Genomic DNA, 18,993 nt, shown 5'->3' on the forward strand with positions numbered 1-18,993 from the left:
AGAACTATACAAGGAGTATCATCATGAACAAGAAAATTGGATTTTTCATATGTTTGATGATACTCCTTTGTGTATGTATAGCGGGTTGTGGACCTCAATCGGAGGCAAATGTAACGCCATATACTCGTTATGTTGACAGTCATGATGGCGTTCAAGTTGCTGTTCCAGAGCATCCAAAACGGATTTTATCACTGTCTTCTGCGGTCGACACAATTTTATTAGGACTTATAGAACCAGAACGTTTAGCAGGCATTAATAAATTGTCTACCTATGAGGAATATTCGCTAGAGGCGAAGCGCGCAAAGCTGGTAAAACCAGTGTTGAGTTCGTATCCTTTGGAGAAAATCATAGCCTTGAAACCGGATCTCGTTATAGCTCCAGATTATATATCGGCTGATGTTATCTATGGCTTACGGCACATGGGTATAGCCACTGTTGTGGTACCTACCCCTTCTACGGTGGACGGAGTGATTCAGAATGTGATGGATATTGCTCATATTATTGGGGAAGATGAAAAGGGTAGCTTTTACAATCGGAAGATTCACCGTGAAATAGATGAAATAAAGCATCTAGCAGAATCTATTCCAATTGAGCAGCGCAAGACGGTTCTCTTTGTATCATCTATGGACGGATATACGGGAACAGGAAGCCTTTTTGATGATATGTGTCACTATATGAGTATCTATAATGCACCGAATCGGATTGGCTTACCGCCGCACATACCCTTTGGGGAGGAGCGGGTATTAGCCATGAATCCAGACTACATTTTTATTCCATCCTATAAGGGAATGGACAAGAATTTGGCGGATCGATATTTAAAAAATCCGGCCTTTCAAAATCTGCCGGCTATCAAGGAAAATCGTGTTAAGCCTTTACCGGCAGCGTACTTATATACTATGAATCAGCATATTGGGGAAGCGATGCTAGCCATTATGTATACTGTGTATCCTCAATTAGAAAGGAATTCTCATGACTAAACAGACACAACGCATCATGGCCATAACTCTGATTGGGGTATTGCTATGTATCGTGAGCTTATTGGCGCTCCATGTAGGGACCATTATGATTCCTATCGGCGGGGGCATCCAAAGTATTTTGAATGGTATGGGTATACCAGTGAGTTTTACTGAACCTATTTCTGCTGAACAAGAGGCGGTACTGTGGTTTATCCGCATGCCGCGCCTCATCATTGGACTACTCGTAGGCGGTGCCTTGGCAATCGCTGGCGCCGTTATGCAAGGGGTATTCTCGAATCCGTTGGCTGATCCAGGTATTATGGGCGTATCCGCAGGGGCATCTCTCGGTGCGGTTATCGCCATCGCCCTTGGTGTAACATCTCTTGGCATGTTTTACATGCCTGCCTTTGCCTTCGTAGGGGCCTTTGTATCCGTTGGGATTACTATATTGTTAACATGGCGTAATAACAAGCTCGACACGACCACCTTATTGCTTGCTGGTGTAGCTGTTAGTATGCTGCTCGGTGCTTTCACATCGGGCATTTTGACTATGATTAATGAATACCGCTTGCGTGAATTCCTATTTTGGATGGTGGGTGGCCTCGATTTTCGTCGCTGGGACCACGTTCTACTAGCGGTGGGGCCTATCATGACGGGCAGCGTTATATTAATGATGCTCGGTCGTCACCTGAATGTACTCGTTCTCGGCGATACAGAGGCGCGTGCCTTGGGTTTGCCTGTTATGGTGTATCGCATGCTATTCCTGTTTTTGGCATCTGTCGTTACTGCTACTGCGGTGTGCGTCAGTGGTTCCATTGGTTTTGTAGGTCTTGTGGTACCACATATTGTGCGTATCTTAGTAGGGCCAGATCATCGAATACTATTGCCTATGGCGGCCGTTGGAGGCGCATTATTCCTCGTATTCTGTGATACATTAGGTCGCGTTATTGCTCAGCCAGTTGAGATTCGCGTAGGTATCATGACGGCTCTATTAGGGGCACCATATTTTCTATATTTACTTCATCGCTTGCGTCGTAAAGGAGGGGCCTAATGAAACTAGATGTTCAATCTCTATCTGTCACATTAGGGGAGACCACCATTGTGAAAGACGCATCCTTTGCCATTGACCGCGGTGAGTTTGTCGGTATTATCGGCCCTAATGGTTCTGGTAAAACAACGTTGTTAAAAGCATTGCGTGGCCTTTATCCTACATCTGGTGGAAATATTTTCTGGGATGGTAAAAGCATCTCTTCTTTAAGCGATAAAGAAATCGCTCATCATGTGGCGTATATGCAACAGTCTGTAAATGTTTCCTTCGATTATGAAGCCATCGATATTGTGATGACCGCTCGTTATCCTTATTTGAAATGGTGGGAACAAGAAGGCCCTGAAGATAAAGTTATCGTTGAACAGGCTATGAAAGAGGTAGGCGTTTATCATCTGCGGAATCGTTCTGTACAATCTTTGAGTGGCGGTGAGCGTCAACGGGTATTCTTAGCAAAGGCTTTGGCACAACAAACAGAGGTCCTATTACTAGATGAGCCGACGGCTGCCCTCGATCTAGTATATGCTGACGATATCTTTCATGAGGGTCGCAGATTATGTGACGAAGGTAAAACGATTTTAATTGTCGTTCATGACTTAGAATTAGCCGCAAAATATTGCACTAAACTCGTCTTAGTTAGTGATGGTCACATCGTTGATGTAGGTGCACCTCGAGATGTGCTCACTGCAGATAATTTAAAAGCTGCCTTCCACTTGTCTGCAGCAGTTTACGACGATCCATATTTCAAACAACAACGTATCTTTGTGTTCCCAAAAGGAACTACAAAGATTGATGACTTCAAACAAACCGAAGTTACATCAGAAATGTCTATTGATCCAAATCTGAAATAGTTAGAATGGATTACGATACTTAGCGTTTTCCTAGGGGTTATTGATTTATTATGTATGGTGACTATTTTGTATTGCGAATCTGAGTGAGGTTAGGTGTATGCTATATCCATTTACTGCTATTGTTGGTCAAGATGAAATGAAATTGGCCTTGTTGCTCAATGCCATAAACCCATCAATCGGCGGTGTCTTAATTGAAGGCGAAAAAGGCACTGCTAAGTCTACGGCTGTACGTGCGTTAGCGAATCTGTTACCTCCTATGGAAACAGGCGCATCAGCGATGTCTGTTGTTGAGCTACCTATCAATGCTACAGAAGATCGCGTTGTAGGATCCATAAATTTGGAAAAGGCATTGCAAGAGGGTGTAAAAGCCTTTGAACCGGGTATTTTACACGCAGCCCATCAAAATATTCTTTACGTAGATGAGGTTAATCTATTAGATGACCACATTGTAGATATTTTGCTAGACGTGGCGGCTATGGGGGTGAATACGGTAGAGCGGGAAGGGGTGAGCCATTCTCATCCATCTCGTTTTATCCTCGTAGGAACGATGAATCCTGAAGAAGGCGACCTCAGACCTCAACTGCTAGACCGTTTCGGACTATCTGTTATGGTCTATGGAGAACAGGACCCGGTACAACGTATGGAGGTAATCAAGCGTCGCCTCGCCTTTGGTGACAATGCTGAAAGCTTTGTAGCGTCTTACAAGGAATCAGAACGTAGCCTGCACGAACGTTTATTACAAGCTCGTGAAGTATTGCCAGGCATCATCCCATCTGATGATGTGTTGTTGCAAATAGCGAGTATCAGCATAGGTGTCGGCGTTGATGGACATCGCCCAGACATTACGATGATGCATACGGCTCGTGCTCATGCAGCCTTTCACAGTCGCAACCAAATTACAGCGGAAGACCTCAAGGTGGCGGCACGATTAGCGTTAAAACATCGCTTACGTCGCTTGCCATTTGAAGAACAAGGTTACGATGAGGGGCGCATTGATACAGTGGTATCGGCAGTGCTTGAGGGCTAGTTATGGAAACATCTGTACAAGAGGCCCTCAAAATAGGCCTTGTAAACGACCAGATTCATACCATTGTTATTTCTGGAGGTACCGGTGTTGGTAAAAGCTATGTACTTCGTCAGTGCCTCGAGAAATGGCAAATTCCATATCGTTTGATACCTGTTTATATAGATACTTCACAACTACAAGAGTCCATCGATTTTGAAGCATCCCTTGCACAGGGCAAGATGGTTATGGCATCTGGCTTGTTAGGTGATATGAGTATTCGATGCTGGGTCGTCGATGATGCTCACGTTTTATCGCCTGAAGTCCGTCATGTACTATTGGTAGAAGCGAAACGTCGTCAAATACTACTGATACTGACCATAAATCATGAGGATAGAACTTTAGATGATGCGGAGTGGGAACTCGTAGATGTGCATGTATCTATGGATGCACCTACACTACAATCTAAGGTGAAGGTGTTACGACGAAGGCGAGATGAAATTGAGCCTTCATCTGAGGATTTATTGAGCCTAATAGATCCTAAACGAGTTCAATCTATAGTTGTTCCTGATGCTATGCTTTCACTGGCTATATCCTATGCATTGCAAGCTCGAACCGTAGGTCATGGAGCAGAGTATGTATTATTACAAGTTATGAAATCCCTAGCAGTTATTGATGGCAGCTCTTACTGTAAGCCGTCGCATGCGGAACAAGCCGCTCTCTATGTACTACCTCATCGCATGAAACGCAATGATACACCTGAGTCTCAGACTTCACAAGGAGAGGCATCTAATAGTGCGAGTGACCAAAACCAGTTGCAGGAGAATACCGAATCAGCAACGGATGATTCGGATGTAGACGACTCTAATAACTTTGATTCCGGAGATTCCAAGCGTGATGAATCCCATTCTGACGAGTTAAATACTAATGGGCGGGATAATTTAAATAGCGATGGTCATGACGGCTCAAGTGATATAGATTTTGATGATGGTAAATCATGGACATCCAATCATCCAGAAACATTAGATTCTACAGCGAATGAGTGGGGAACTTCTGATTCAATGAATACTCATAGTGACGCATCTAATGGAATATCTTCTTTATGTTTGCCCGATACTGTTGCCCGTATAGCTAACCAGTTCTTTCAATGGAAATTGCAATCTTCTAAAACAGTAGATCGTCAGTATCGTAAGGGTTCTGGTCGTCGTCTCATGACTAAAACAAAGGATACTAGGGGGCGCATGATTCGAGTCTATCAAGATGAACATGCTTTAGAGGATTTGGCCTTAATTGACACATTGCGTGCAGCCGCACCGTATCAACGATTGCGAGCCGTTGAAAGGGTAACGCCATTACAGGCAGATACCCCATTAAATGTGGTAGAGCGATCTGTTACATCGGAATGCTTATGTCAAAAGGCCCCACAAACAGAGCATCATGATTTAAAAGGGCTATCTATTGTAGTAAAACCCCAAGATTACCGCCGAAAAGCTCGTGAAAAGCGGATCGGTGCGTACCAGCTTTTTGTAGTGGATGCTAGTGGCTCTATGGCAGCCCGACATCGCATGGAGGCAACTAAGGGCGCTATTTTGAGCCTCTTGCGTGACTCTTATGTTCACCGTGATTCGGTGGGACTCATTGTATTTCGCAAGGACTCCGCAGAGGTATTATTGCCTTTCACCCGTAGCGTAGAGCGAGCAGAGCGATTGTTAGCAAAATTGCCAACGGGGGGCAAGACGCCATTAGCCAAAGGTTTACGAGTAGCCTATACTATGTGTGATAGATTGCTTCGCAGACATTCGGCGGAGCGGATTCAAATGATTTGTATTACCGATGGTCGTGCTACTTCAGGTGATTCAGAGAATCCAGTAGCAGAGGCAAAACAATGGGCTCGTATTCTAGGAACGCTACCTGTAGATTGTATAGTTATCGATACGGAAACGGGCTTTATCAAGCTCGGCTTAGCTAAGGAATTGTGTAAATTAATGAATGGCAGTTATTATGCGATGGACTCTATTACGTCAGATAGTATTTTGCGCGTATCGCGGAGGTAGATCATGAGTCGTCTCCTGTATATTTCTAATTTAGGAAAACAAATCCAATATATAGAAAAAGCTGTTGCTACTTACCCGGAACTCTTACAGGGCGAGGTGGACCTTTGCAATATGAAAAAGCCTCCTCAATGGGATGCTGACTTTGAAAGTCGCTTACGCGCTGCCGATGTAGTTCTGGTAACGAATATGGGGGTTGGTTTAGACTCGCCCTTCTTAGAACGTCTGGAACGCTGGTTATATGCACATCATCCTAAATACTGGATCGATGTAGTAGAACCTAAGAAAACAGATATTTTATATCGCAATTTGGATGAGGATAAACGGGTCCTTCTTGAAAGCTACCGCCGAACCAGTGGGGTCATGAATTATGTACGCTTAATCAACGGTGCTTTCAGTACAAAACCTACCTCTGAATGGGAAGAGCCAGATCCTATTCCTTGGCAAGCCATTATGGGTCGAGAAGGCAATATCTACGAAACCTATGATGAGTTTATGGATGCCGAAGGGCATCGAGATTGGCCATCTATAGCGGTCTACTTTTACCGTGACGAATGGATCATGGGGGATATTGAGTATCAACAGGCCTTATTTGAAGAGATTTACAAACATCAATACAATCCGATTATCTTTTATGGACAATATGGCTCGAATCCTCGCGTAGGCATTCCTAATATGAAGTTGTCCATGAATCATCTTTTTGGAAAGGATATATTCCCCTTTGATGTGCTCATAAATACTTGTAAATTTTCCTTCCAGTCCTTAGGGGCGCAAACCTTGGAGGAGTTAAAGCTACAGGATATTCCTATCGTTCAGGGTTACACCATATACATGGATGAGAAATCTTGGGCCGAGAATCCACAGGGTGTAACGCCGTTAGATGTGAATTTATCTATATCTCAGCCTGAGCTGGATGGGGTTATTCAAGGCGGTATTGTAGCCTGTCAAACCTATGATGAGCGCGGACACTATGTATACTTGCCTGTGAAAGAGCGCATCAGCGCTATTGTTCAGCGAGCTATTAAATGGTCTAAACTGCGCCATATCCCTGTATCAGAGCGGAAGGTAGCCATTATATTACATAACTATCCGCCTAAGAATTCCAATATTGGCTCCGCAGCAGGCCTTGATACACCTGAGTCGGTGCTACGGTTATTGCGAGATATGAAAGCGGAAGGCTATACCATCGATAGGGTGCCAGAAACGAGTGCAGATTTGATGGATGTGGTAATATCTCATATGACGAATGACCGATCTATGCTCACCGATGAGCTACTAGCCTCTGCAGAAGGTCGCTTAAGTAGTGATGATTACAAAGCATACTTTGCTAAACTGCCGGAAGATACGCAGACAGCGATGGTTAAATCTTGGGGCGAAGCCCCAGGGGATGTATTCGTCTACGATGATGACGTGATTATCCCTGGTTTCTCCAATGGCAATCTGTGGATTACGGTGCAGCCACCCCGCGGGTTTGGGGAGAATGTATCGGCTATTTATCACGATCCTTGCTTGCCACCACCGCATCAATACTTAGCGTTTTATCACTGGGTGCGCAACGTCTTCCAAGCTGATGCGGCTATCCATGTTGGTACCCATGGCTCTCTAGAATGGCTGCCAGGTAAGGGGGCTGGGCTCAGCGCTAGTTGTTATCCGGAAATCGGCATTTCTAGTTTGCCAAATATTTACCCATATTGGACAACCATTATAGGGGAAGGCATACAAGCCAAGCGACGTAGCTCGGCTTGCTTAGTGGGGCACTTGTCGCCGCCGATGACGACAGCGGGCCTCTATGATGAGTTCGAAGAATTAGAGGCCTTGCTCGATGAGCATAGTCATTTTGAGCAAGAACATCCTGAAAGCGTCTCTACTATAGGTGAAGTGATTCGGGAAAAGGCCATGGGGTGTCATCTCATTGATGAAGAACGAGGCTCTACCATGACAGTGGACGATATGATTACAGAGGTCCATGAAAAGTTGAGCGACTTGAAACATATGCAGATGCGCAATGGCTTGCACATCTTGGGGCAAGGACCTGAAGGGGAAGCGTTAGAAGAATTTATTACTGCTATTATAAGCACTCCTCAAGGTGAAATCGCATCAGGCCTAGCTATCATCGCAGAAGAATTAGGGTATGATTGGTCTTATATGGTGGAACATGCTGGCAAAATTCATTCAAATGGTATACGATATAGTGTTACCATAGATCAAATTTGGAATGAATTGCGTAGCTTTGTAAGGCATGTGATCAATATACCAGATTATACAGTGCCCGAACGGTTAGAACCTTTGGCGAATGCGATCGTTCGAGAGTATATTCCAAAATTAGGTGACACCAAGAACGAGCTAACCTCTATTTCAAATGCCTTACAGGGCAGATATGTAGAGCCCGGTCCAGGTGGAGCCCCCTCGAGCGGTCAAGTCGACGTACTGCCTACGGGGCGTAACTTCTATGGTTTAGATGAAAGAGCTTTACCGACGAAGATAGCCTATCAATTAGGCATAGAGTTAGCAGATCAAGTTATCGCTGATTATATTTTGAATGAACAACGGTATCCTGAGACGATTGGCATCATCCTATGGGCTACGAGCAATTCTAGAAGTCATGGTCAGTGCTTGGGTGAGTTCCTTTACTTGTTAGGAGTTCGACCTAAATGGCAATCGGGCGGTCGCGTGTCAGGTTTAGAAGTGATTCCTTTAGAGGAATTGCAGCGCCCTCGCATCGATGTGATGGGCCGCATCAGTGGCCTCATTCGAGATATGATGCCTACTGCTATCGACTGGCTCGACAAAGCCGTTGAAATGGTGGCAGAATTAGATGAGTCGTTGGAAGACAACTACGTGAAAAAGCATATTCACGATGATGTAGACTGGCTCGTTGAGCAAGGTGAGGACCCTCTATTGGCTACTAAAAAGGCTAGACTCCGCATCTTTGGCGATCCGCCCCAAGCTTATGGCACGGGTGTAGGTGCCTTGATTGAAGGCAAAAACTGGGAGTCTTTACAAGATATTGCTCAAGTTTATAGCAAGTGGAGTAGCTTTCACCTGCACAAGGACATTCCTCAGGACATGAGGCTATTCCAACGTCGATTAACCACGATGGATGTGACCATTAAGAACGAAGATAATCGAGAAACCCATATTATGAGTGCCGACGATTATTATAGTTATCACGGTGGTCTCATTGCGGCGGTGCGCACCGCAAAGGGCAGTGCGCCGCGCGCCTATGTGGGGGATAGCTCAGACCGCAGTCGTGTTGTGATGAGGCCCTTAGGTGACGAAATTCGCCGCGTCGTGCAAGGGGAAACGCAGAACCCTAAATTTATTCAAGCCATGATGAAACATGGCTACAAAGGGGCATCGGATATGTCGAATGTCGTATCCCATACCTTTGGTTGGGATGCTACGAGTGATGTCGTACCAGACTGGGTCTATGAAGGGTATGCTAATAAGTATGCTTTAGACAAGACAGTACAAGACTGGATGCGCAATGTAAATCCTTGGGCCTTACAGCGCATTACAGAAACCTTGCTAGAGGCTTCTCAACGTGGCTATTGGAATGCATCGCCTGAAATATTACAGGATTTGCAATCATTATTTATTTCCATGGAAGGGGTTATAGAAGGTCGTTAGTATGAAGCACAGAATATCTATTATATGTACCATAGTAATGATGGTACTTCTAGTGGTCGGTTGTGGTCCTACGCAGACGGGGACTACGGGCACGACACATCAAGTTACGGATGGCACTGGTGTAACTGTTACGGTGCCTAGTGAGCCGAAGCGAATCGTCCCTATTGCTGCCAGTACAGAGGATATAGTGTTATCTTTGGTTAATCCGAGCCGAGTAGCAGCCGTTGGTACCGTGCCTAACAATGTGCCTGACGAGTCTGCCAAGGTGGGAACGCATGTGAAAGCAACTGCTGAATCCATGCTTTCAGTACAACCTGATTTAGTATTAGTTCCAAACTGGATATCTCCAGATGCAATTGGGGAAATGCGGAATATGCAGATTCCCGTTTACGTCTATAAGACTCCGACTACGGTAGAAGAAGCAAAAGCAGTTATCCATGAAATTGCAGGACTCTTACACGCTTCGGATGAAAAGATGATTGCTAGCATGGATGCAGATTTGAAAACTGTCGAAGAGTTAGCAAATAAACATACCGGTGAACGCCCTGTAGTAGCATTTTATACGCAATTTGGTTTAACCGGTGGCAAAGGGTCAACCTTTGATGATATGACTAAATATCTGAAGGTTACCAATGCGGCCGCCCAATTAGGCTTGGGGCCTTTTGATAATGGGACGCGAGAGGATTTAATTAAAGCGAATCCAGACATTATCATCATCCCATCGGTAGCTTATACCTCGGATGGCACTACGCCAGCAACGGCAGAACAACTCTATTCTGACCCTGCTTTGCAGGGGGTTAAGGCCATCGCCAATCGTCGTGTGTTCCTCGTAGATTCCTCGCAGGTCATGAGTTATTCTCAATTTATGACTCGTGCAATGGTTTCTATGGCACAAAATATATATGACAAGTGATTTAGTGTGTGTGGAGGTTTTTATGAAAGTATCAAGAATGCAACGATTATCCATGTACGTAGGGTTAGCTCTCGTATTTGGTAGCACATTGAGTGCACCTAGTGTATTAGCTGTTGATGCTGGTGATGCGAAAGAAGCGCATACCATTGTTGTTACGGCGACTCGTAGTGAACAACAGCTTTCAGAAGTGCCAGCTAGTGTAGGCGTAGTAACAGGTGACGATATTCGTGAGCGCCATGCTACGAATATGAACGAAGCCTTGAACATCGTACCGGGCGTAGATATTAATACGTATGGTGGTGGCGTAGGTTACACGAACTCCAATGCATTCCGCATCAATGGGTCTGACCAAGTATTGTATTTGGTAGACGGCATCAATATGGGCGCAGCAGGTGTGAATCCGCCGATGACTATTTTGAAAGATATGTCCAGTATTGATCGCATTGAAGTCCAACGTGGTGCAGGTTCTACATTGTATGGTTCCGGCGCCATCGGTGGTGTAGTAAACGTAATTACTGCAAAACCTGAGCAAGGTGTACAAACTAAGCTTCGCGTGATGGGTGGCAGCAATGATTTAGAGCAATACGCAATTACCAATGAAGGTAGCCAAAACAATTGGTACTGGCGTGTAGGCGTACAAAAAGATATCATTGGCTCCTACAAAGATGGTCATGGCGTGCGTGTTCCTCAACATGGCAACAGCCATAGTGCATCTTTCATGGTGGGCAATACAATTAATGATAAGAACGATGTAAAAATAGCTTACGACACATATCGTGGCGATGTAATGTACTCCGACCATTTGGGTGCCCTCAACCATATTCGTTATGGTAATGAAGCGAATGACTCCTTACGCGCGATTTGGAACAACAAAATCAGCAATCGCTGGAGCCATCAATTATACTTGATGAACAATCATTATAAAACAACATATGATGGGTACTTAACGGATGTGAAGACTCGTGGTATTGGTGATCAAGTTACGTATAAAGCAAAAGACCATACTGTAGTAGGCGGCTTTGACTGGAGACAAGATAAGGTGCTTAATATGGGCGGGGTGAAGCTTACGAACACATCATACTTCATTCAAGATGAATGGAAATTTGCTCCTAAGTGGACTGTAACGCCTGGTATCCGCGTTGACCATCATTCCTCCTTCGGCACCCATACATCTCCATCCATCAGCCTTGGCTATGATATAAATGAGAAGACAAATGTGTATGCTGCGTATAAAGAGTACTTCTTAGCCCCTACACCATACCAATTATTTGATGGCTTCAATGGCAACCGCAATTTGAAACCAGAAACAGGTCATGAATTTGATTTAGGTGTACACCACAAATTCGGTAAAACATGGAATAGTAATCTTAGTTTCTTCAGCCGTAGTACAAAGGATAAAATCGGTTGGGTTATGACAGATCCAGCAAACTTCACAGGCCAATATCGCAATTTTGACACTGAAAAAGCTCGTGGCATCAATGCGGATGTGCGTAAGCAATTGACTAATCACTTGTCCGCACGCCTTGGCTATACTTATACTCATATCGATGCGACACCAACTCGTAAAGCAAATCGCGATGGGTATGTACCAAAACATGCTGTTAACGCAGGTCTTGATTACAACGATGCTAAATGGGATGCTCATTTAGATATCCGCGGTATCATTAATCGTCCTGGCCCTGCAGATAATGTATTCCCACGTAAAACATACTGGTTGGCGGATATTAGCGCTAACTATCGTGTACGCGAAAATGTTACTATATTTGGTCGTATCAACAATATCTTTGATACATACTATGCAGAACAATCTAACGTTCGTTGGGGCAACCCTGGTGACTGGTGGCCAGGTCAAGGTCGCAACTTCCGTCTCGGTGTAGAAGTGACTATCTAATGGGTATAACTACTGCAATGGCTAATAGATATAACTACTGTAATCGTTCGATTATAAAGCTATACTAATAATTGACAATTACATCATAGTTATTTGTATAGCTTCAAAATGTAATCTATATCATGGTGAAAGAGCCTCTTATGGGGCTCTTTCATTTTTATTATAATTTTTGATGATATATTGAGACCGCACTAAGCACCATGAGAGTTATTTTCAATAACCGATAAATTAGGTATAGGTAAATAAGTATATGTTATAAAACTATAGATTTTCTATAGTAAAAGCTCTATAATATTATGTATCTATCTATAGGTATTCATAGTTTATGTTTTGTGATGTACACATATATTTGCTTGTATAGTAAATGTTTTGTTACTTTCACAGTTATCAAAACCTTCCCATGGAGAAGGTTGATTTTTAGAGGAGTTGGATCGAAATGAAACAACCAGAATTATCGCCGTATATGATGGCTCGCAAGCCGTCTGGCATTCGCCTAGGACAAATTAAATTCTTGGAACGTAAGAACCCACCTATCTTGGTGAATGGTTCTATTGGCAATGTAATGCGTCCTATGCATCCCGCCATGCAGCGTAGGTTGTTTGATTTGGGTGGTGTTAATAGTCCGTTCCACAATGGCATTGTGCCATACGTACCAACTACGGGCACTGATGAATGCCGTGAAGCATTTCTACATATTTTGCGCAGTCAAGGTTTTGATACAACAGGCCTCGATGTACTCGTAACAGACGGTGCATCCATGGCGATGGAAATCATCATGCTCGGCGTATGTGGTGGTGCAGGCGAAGAGGAACGCCCTCTCTTGATGTTCAACCCTTCTTATACAAACTATGATGCAGTAGGTCTTCGCATAGGCCGTAAAACGGTTACTGTAGAGCGGGAGCTTAATGAAAATGGTGAGTTTGAATTGCCGTCCGTAGAGACTGTAGAGAAGCGCATTATCGACACAAAACCTGGTGCGTTGCTCATCATTCCTTATGACAATCCGACTGGTCAATTGTTTAGCAAAGAAACGCTCATTGAATATACAAAATTGTGCGTTAAACATAATTTGTGGATTATCTCTGACGAAGCGTACCGCGAATTGGCTTATGAAAAGGGGAAAGAAACATCTAGTATTTGGGCTTTAACCGATAAAGATGTGCCTGGCATCGAAGGCCGCCGTATTAGCCTTGAAACAGCTAGTAAGGTTTGGAATGCGTGTGGCCTTCGCATTGGAGCTATCATTACGGATAATAAATTATGCTATGAAAAATCTGTTGCGGAATATACGGCAAACCTTAGCGCTAACACCTTGGGCCAATATATCTTTGGCGCTTTGAAGCATGAGTCCTATGCGCAGTTGCACAACTGGTATGAGCAACAACGCGACTACTATCGTCAAATGATCTTTGAGCTCCATAAAGGGTTTAAAGAGGTAGAACCGGATTTTATCGTGTCTCGCCCTGAAGCATCTATTTACTTTGTAATCGACGTGAGAAAGGTGGCAAAACCTGGCTTTGACGGTGTAGAGTTCGCGTCCTGGTGCGCCGAACACGGTGCAGTGAGCCTTGATGATGGTAAGGAATATACACTCCTCATGGCGCCGCTCAATGGTTTCTATAGCGGTAAAAATGGTGATAATAACCCTGGTAAAACACAATTGCGCGTGTCGTTCTGTGAAAATCCAGAACTATTGCGCTTGGCTCCTGAGTTATTATCTAAACTATTCAGAGCTTATGAAGCACAACGAAATGTATAAACGTAAAGAGTGCCATTCCCAAAGGGAGGCACTCTTTTTGCATTGTAAGTTATCATTATGAGTTATAAAGATACTATGTATGGTATAGTATTACATAAAAAAGAGCTATAATATTCAAAATTATAGCTCTTTTCGTTTTTCCCTAGATATGGTAAGTAGGGAAGGGCTTTTATTTACTTTCTTCATCATGATGCGGTCCCTTAGTACGTATTTCGACTGCCAGTTGCTCGCTAGGTATGGAGCTTTCTTCAGTTGCTGGATATGAAGTGTCTTCTAAGATAACCGTTTCTAATAATTTGTCAATTTCATCAGACTGGATGGATACTTCTTTGTTGTACCATTCGCCAAATTCGCGAATAACCTCTTCGTTGCGACGGAAATAGGTATATTGGTCGATTTTACGCGATTCTACAAGTTCAGCATTTTCTAAAATGCTCATAAATGTAGAAATAGAAGATTGAGATACACCGCAGCGCTTTTGTATACTCTTAACGCTTACACTATATGGAAAGTCGATAAGCGTATTAGCATGTACTTGTACACCGAATTCTTTCTCTGGGTGTTTTAGCCACAATATAATATCTAACCGATGCGGATTGGATAATGCTTTCAAGATTTTTAACGGGTCCATAGGGCCTCCTCTTAATTAAAAAATAACGAGTTCCCAACCTTGACCGTGGACTTGCATTATGCGGTCGTATTATACGCGTCTTGCTCCGTATAGGGTTTTTGCTACCTTTATCATACGCTACTTTTCCTGTGAAAGCTAGACTTACTTATAAATTTCACGAATTGATGAATTTTATTGCACTCATCTAGAAGGGAAAGTATACATTAGTATTAATATATAATGAGTATATATACAACCTGTAGAGACTTTTATAATATATTTCTGAAAAATATAGAATATATTCATCTTTCTGTGATAATTTTTAAAGGTATTTTGGTTCTAAATAGAGAAATATATATATTATATGAACTTATGTAAGTCTAAGCTTTCATTTAAAGGAGCTGAGTATATGGCAATTGATCGCAATGAAACATTTGATGTTATCGTTGTTGGCGCAGGGCCAGCGGGTTCTGCGGCAGCATTACGCCTTGCGGAGCAGAGGGTAAAAGTTTTACTTATCGAACGTGGAACCGCACCAGGTGCTAAAAATATGATGGGTGGACGCATCTATACACATTCTTTGGAGCGTCTTGTTCCGGACTTTAGAGACCGTGCGCCGTTGGAACGAAAGGTAACAAAAGAGCGCATTTCTATTGGTACAGGTAATGAAATGACCACCATCGAGTATAGTTACGAAGATGGTGAACCTAATGAAGAATCCTACGTAGTATTGCGTGCTAAATTTGATAAATGGCTAGCAGAAGAGGCAGAGAAAAAAGGGGCTCTCCTCGTATCTAATGTACAGGTAACAGAGCTTATTACCGAAGGTGAAGGTAAACATCGCCGCGTAATAGGGGTTCGCTGTCACGATGACGAAGTATATGCAAAACTAGTTGTCATCGCAGAAGGTTCTAATACATTATTATTGGAACAGGCTGGTCTTACAGGCCCTACAGATCCAAAAACAATGGCTGTAGGGGTAAAAGAGGTATATAAACTCAAAAAAGAGGATCTTGAAAATCGCCTTATGCTATCTGGCGATGAGGGGATGGCGTGGCTTACATTGGGGGACATGACCGATGGCCTATTAGGTGGTGGCTTTATTTATACGAATAAAGACAGCCTTTCCGTAGGTATGGTTGTAGGCCTTGAAGATATCGGTAAAGCTACTAAATCGGTAGATGATATGCTGTTAGCTTTCACAAACCATCCAAGAATCGCACCACTATTAAAAAATGGTCAATTGAAGGAGCATAGTGCGCATCTCGTGCCAGAAGGCGGATTTAAAGCGCTGCCTAAGTTGGGCGGTAATGGGTATGTTATCGTCGGTGATGCGGCGCGCATGTGTATGAACCTGGGGTATACCATTCGTGGGATGGATCTTGCCATCGAATCTGGTATGTGTGCAGCGGATGCGGTTAACGTAGCCTTGCGCGATGAGAACATGGAGCGCGTTGCTAAATTGTATGAACGTCAAATCAAGAATTCTTGGCTATATAAGGACATGAAACTTTATAAAAATATGCCTGCCTTCCTCGCATCCAACCCTCGTATATTCAAAGAGTATCCAGCTCTTGTGAATAATGTGATGCGCGATGTATTCACTGTAAACGGTGATGGGGCAGTACCAATGATGAAAAAATTGATGAGTAGTGTAAGTGATGTAGGTTTAGTTACCTTGATTCGTGATGCTTGGAAAGGGGTGCGTTCCCTATGAAATTAGAAGAGCGCTTGGGCGCCAATAAATACTATGTAGATGAAACGTCTCCTCATATCATTGTGGATGGCGCTGGCTTTGGTCTGGAAGAGAAAATGAAACTCGTAAATGGCTGTCCTGCTGGTTTATATACATTACAAGAGAATGGCGATTTAGCCTTTGATTTCGCTGGTTGCCTTGAATGCGGTACCTGCCGTGTTCTCTGTGGCGAAACCATCGTAAAAACTTGGAAATATCCGCGTAACGCTAAGGGCGTAGAATTTAGACAGGGGTGAGTGTATGGAGTTATTAGTATGTATCAAACAGGTTCCAGATACATCTGAGATTAAGCTGGATCCGGAAACGAATAATCTCATCCGCACAGGTCTGCCTAGTATTGTAAACCCTTATGATATGCATGCGTTAGAGGCAGCTCTTGCGGTAAAAGACCAATATGAAGGTAGTCGTGTAACCGTTGTCACTATGGGTCCTCCACAAGCCGAGGCGGCACTGCGCGAGTGTTTATCCCTCGGTGCGGATGATGCGGTGCTCATTACAGACCGTGCTTTTGGCGGTGCAGATACATTGGCGACAAGCTATACAATTGCCTCTGCTATTCGTCATATCCAACGCACCATGAATCGTGAATTCCAAATCATTTTCTGCGGCAAGCAGGCTATCGATGGTGATACGGCTCAGGTAGGGCCTCAAATTGCGGAGGAACTAGGCATGGCGCAAGCTACCTATGCTTGTGAATTATCCGTAGATCAAGCAGCCCAAAAGGCAATTGTAAAACGAGAACATGAAAATGGCTATGAAATTGTGGAAGTTCCATTACCTCTATTGGTAACGGCTACGGCTGAACTCAATGAGCCTCGCCAACCCGGTCTTTGGAGCTCGATTTATGCTAAACGATACACGATTACGCATATTACATTGAGAGATATGCCGCATATTGATGAAAGCCGTATTGGGCTAAATGGCTCTCCTACACGTGTGCGCAAGGTATACCAACCACCGCTTAGGGGCAAGGTAGAAATGTTTTCATCCGTGGACGAAGGGGCTAAGAAAATTCTTGAATTGGCCTATAATATCAAGCCAGAAAAGTTTTCTCATCTATTAGTGCCCAGCGAAGAACTGGTTGAAGAGCCTGTAGATACCAATGATGAGGGCGTAGATGTAAAAGATCCTGTGCAGCGGGCTGCCTCTGTTGAAAGTGTATCCTCCAGTGAGTTTAAGGTTTTAGCAGCTGTTAAAGGTGAAGAAGGTTCCAAAGGAGGTGATCGATAATGGGAGTGACAAATTTTGATGAATATAGAGACGTCTTTGTCGTAGCGGATACCATCGATGACGTAGTGCATCCGGTTACGTACGAACTTATCGGTCAAGCTCGCCGTATTGCTAAGGAATTGGGTCAACTCGTTCAAGTTATGCTGCTTGGTGAGAATGTTCAATCCGAGGCGGAGGAACTTGTGGCACATGGTGCCGATATTGTTCATGTTTTTGAAAGCCCTCTTTTGAAATACTATACAACGGACGGCTATACAAAGGTTTTGACGGACTTCTTTGAAGATCATAAGCCTAATATTCTTTTGATTGGTGCAACAAATAATGGTCGTGACCTAGCACCTCGTATGTCTGGTCGCATGAAAAACGGCGTCGTAGCTGACTGTACCATTTTGACAGTAGATACTGAGGAAGGTCTTGTAGAATGGACACGCCCTGCCTTGGGGGGAAATATTTTAGCTGAAATTATTTCCCCAAATCATCGCCCACAAATGGGTTCTGTCCGTCCTAATGTATTTAAAAAGCCTGAACGCATTGCAGATAGTTGGGGCCGCATTCAAATTGAACCATTCGACCTTAACCCTGAAGACATTCGCATGAAGCGTCTTGACTTCATTCCGTTCAGCAAAGCTGGGTACAACATTCAAGAAGCGGATATCATCGTAGCGGGCGGTCGCGGCATGGGGTCCAAAGAAAACTTTGATAAGCTTTACGAACTTGCCGATGCCATCGGCGGTGTTGTAGGAGCTACACGTCCACTCGTTGAAAAAGGTTGGATTGAATTGCCATATCAAGTAGGCCAAACAGGTAAAACTGTAAGTCCTAAACTATACTTGGCATTTGGTATCTCCGGTGCTATTCAACACGTGAGCGGTATCTCTGGGGCTGACACAATCGTGGCTATCAACAATGATCCAAATGCAGAAATCTTCCAACACGCTAACTATGGGATAGTGGGGGATTGCATGGAAGTGTTAAATGATATGTTGGCGCATTTGAAATAAAAGACGTAGTATTTGAGCTCTACTTATCAGACTAAATAAGACATAGGGATACCTATCCTCAGCCTTCATGGGTACGCGTAGCGCCCAAGGCGGCTTCGAATAGGCATCCCTATTTGTCTTACTGCTGTTGTAGAGCTCAAATATTAGTGTATTATAAACAAATGCTCCGACATATTATTTATACAAAGGGAAAGTCGCTTCCAGAACGGTAATCCTTTTTCATTTCTATGCGTTTTACCTTAAAATGCGTCAATATGTCATTTTGGGGAGTAGGAGAGCGTGGTACGCGTAGTAGCC

14 protein-coding genes are annotated in these 18,993 nt (G+C 43.8%); 13 read left to right on the plus strand and 1 reads right to left on the minus strand.

Annotated features, from left to right (window positions below; translation table 11 throughout):
* Positions 1-23 precede the first annotated feature (23 nt).
* From VPHSUH08_RS03990 to VPHSUH08_RS04030, 9 genes are all read left to right on the plus strand, one after another.
* The gene (locus VPHSUH08_RS03990; RefSeq protein WP_105086783.1) at positions 24-977 is read left to right on the plus strand and encodes an ABC transporter substrate-binding protein; all 954 of its coding nucleotides are present in this window, start codon (positions 24-26) and stop codon (positions 975-977) included.
* The gene (locus tag VPHSUH08_RS03995; RefSeq protein WP_105086784.1) at positions 970-2,007 is read left to right on the plus strand and encodes an iron ABC transporter permease; all 1,038 of its coding nucleotides are present in this window, start codon (positions 970-972) and stop codon (positions 2,005-2,007) included. The genes VPHSUH08_RS03990 and VPHSUH08_RS03995 overlap by 8 nt, the downstream gene beginning before the upstream one ends.
* Entirely contained in the window at positions 2,007-2,852 is an 846-nt protein-coding gene (locus VPHSUH08_RS04000; protein WP_105086785.1) for an ABC transporter ATP-binding protein, read from the plus strand. Before VPHSUH08_RS03995 ends, VPHSUH08_RS04000 begins: the two co-directional genes overlap by 1 nt.
* 97 nt (positions 2,853-2,949) lie before the next feature.
* Entirely contained in the window at positions 2,950-3,879 is a 930-nt protein-coding gene (locus VPHSUH08_RS04005; RefSeq protein ID WP_105086786.1) for an ATP-binding protein, read from the plus strand.
* Between the two features lie 2 nt (positions 3,880-3,881).
* Positions 3,882-5,909, plus strand: a complete 2,028-nt coding sequence (locus VPHSUH08_RS04010; protein ID WP_004694348.1) for a VWA domain-containing protein — start codon at positions 3,882-3,884, stop codon at positions 5,907-5,909.
* A 3-nt stretch (positions 5,910-5,912) separates the two neighbouring features.
* Positions 5,913-9,536 carry a cobaltochelatase subunit CobN gene (cobN, locus tag VPHSUH08_RS04015; RefSeq protein WP_105086787.1) on the plus strand — a complete coding sequence of 1,208 codons (3,624 nt, stop codon included), beginning with the start codon at positions 5,913-5,915 and terminating at the stop codon, positions 9,534-9,536.
* A gap of 1 nt (position 9,537) precedes the next feature.
* Positions 9,538-10,449: an ABC transporter substrate-binding protein gene (locus VPHSUH08_RS04020; RefSeq protein WP_105086788.1), complete on the plus strand. Its 912-nt coding sequence runs from the start codon at positions 9,538-9,540 to the stop codon at positions 10,447-10,449.
* A gap of 22 nt (positions 10,450-10,471) precedes the next feature.
* The gene (locus tag VPHSUH08_RS04025; protein WP_105086789.1) at positions 10,472-12,340 is read left to right on the plus strand and encodes a TonB-dependent siderophore receptor; all 1,869 of its coding nucleotides are present in this window, start codon (positions 10,472-10,474) and stop codon (positions 12,338-12,340) included.
* 436 nt (positions 12,341-12,776) lie between these two features.
* Positions 12,777-14,099 carry a pyridoxal phosphate-dependent aminotransferase gene (locus VPHSUH08_RS04030; protein ID WP_008603324.1) on the plus strand — a complete coding sequence of 441 codons (1,323 nt, stop codon included), beginning with the start codon at positions 12,777-12,779 and terminating at the stop codon, positions 14,097-14,099.
* A 169-nt stretch (positions 14,100-14,268) separates the two neighbouring features.
* On the opposite strand, the gene VPHSUH08_RS04035 is transcribed toward VPHSUH08_RS04030, so the two are convergent.
* Positions 14,269-14,730, minus strand: a complete 462-nt coding sequence (locus tag VPHSUH08_RS04035) for a helix-turn-helix transcriptional regulator (RefSeq protein ID WP_004694338.1) — start codon at positions 14,728-14,730, stop codon at positions 14,269-14,271.
* Positions 14,731-15,118: 388 nt separating this feature from the next.
* Here VPHSUH08_RS04035 and VPHSUH08_RS04040 point away from each other — a divergent pair, with 388 nt between their 5' ends.
* From VPHSUH08_RS04040 to VPHSUH08_RS04055, 4 genes are read left to right on the plus strand one after another with little or no spacing between them, the layout of a single operon-like run.
* On the plus strand, positions 15,119-16,426 hold the full coding sequence (locus VPHSUH08_RS04040; RefSeq protein ID WP_105086790.1) for an FAD-dependent oxidoreductase: 1,308 nt from the start codon (positions 15,119-15,121) through the stop codon (positions 16,424-16,426).
* A complete protein-coding gene (locus VPHSUH08_RS04045; RefSeq protein WP_008715118.1) occupies positions 16,423-16,701 on the plus strand; it encodes a ferredoxin family protein in 279 nt (92 codons plus the stop codon). The genes VPHSUH08_RS04040 and VPHSUH08_RS04045 overlap by 4 nt, the downstream gene beginning before the upstream one ends.
* A gap of 4 nt (positions 16,702-16,705) precedes the next feature.
* Entirely contained in the window at positions 16,706-17,695 is a 990-nt protein-coding gene (locus VPHSUH08_RS04050; RefSeq protein WP_105086791.1) for an electron transfer flavoprotein subunit beta/FixA family protein, read from the plus strand.
* Positions 17,695-18,696 carry an electron transfer flavoprotein subunit alpha/FixB family protein gene (locus VPHSUH08_RS04055; RefSeq protein ID WP_105086792.1) on the plus strand — a complete coding sequence of 334 codons (1,002 nt, stop codon included), beginning with the start codon at positions 17,695-17,697 and terminating at the stop codon, positions 18,694-18,696. The genes VPHSUH08_RS04050 and VPHSUH08_RS04055 overlap by 1 nt, the downstream gene beginning before the upstream one ends.
* The last annotated feature ends 297 nt before the right edge of the window (positions 18,697-18,993 follow it).

This window comes from Veillonella sp. S13054-11 (assembly GCF_002959795.1).
Taxonomy (GTDB): Bacteria; Bacillota; Negativicutes; order Veillonellales; family Veillonellaceae; genus Veillonella; species Veillonella parvula_E.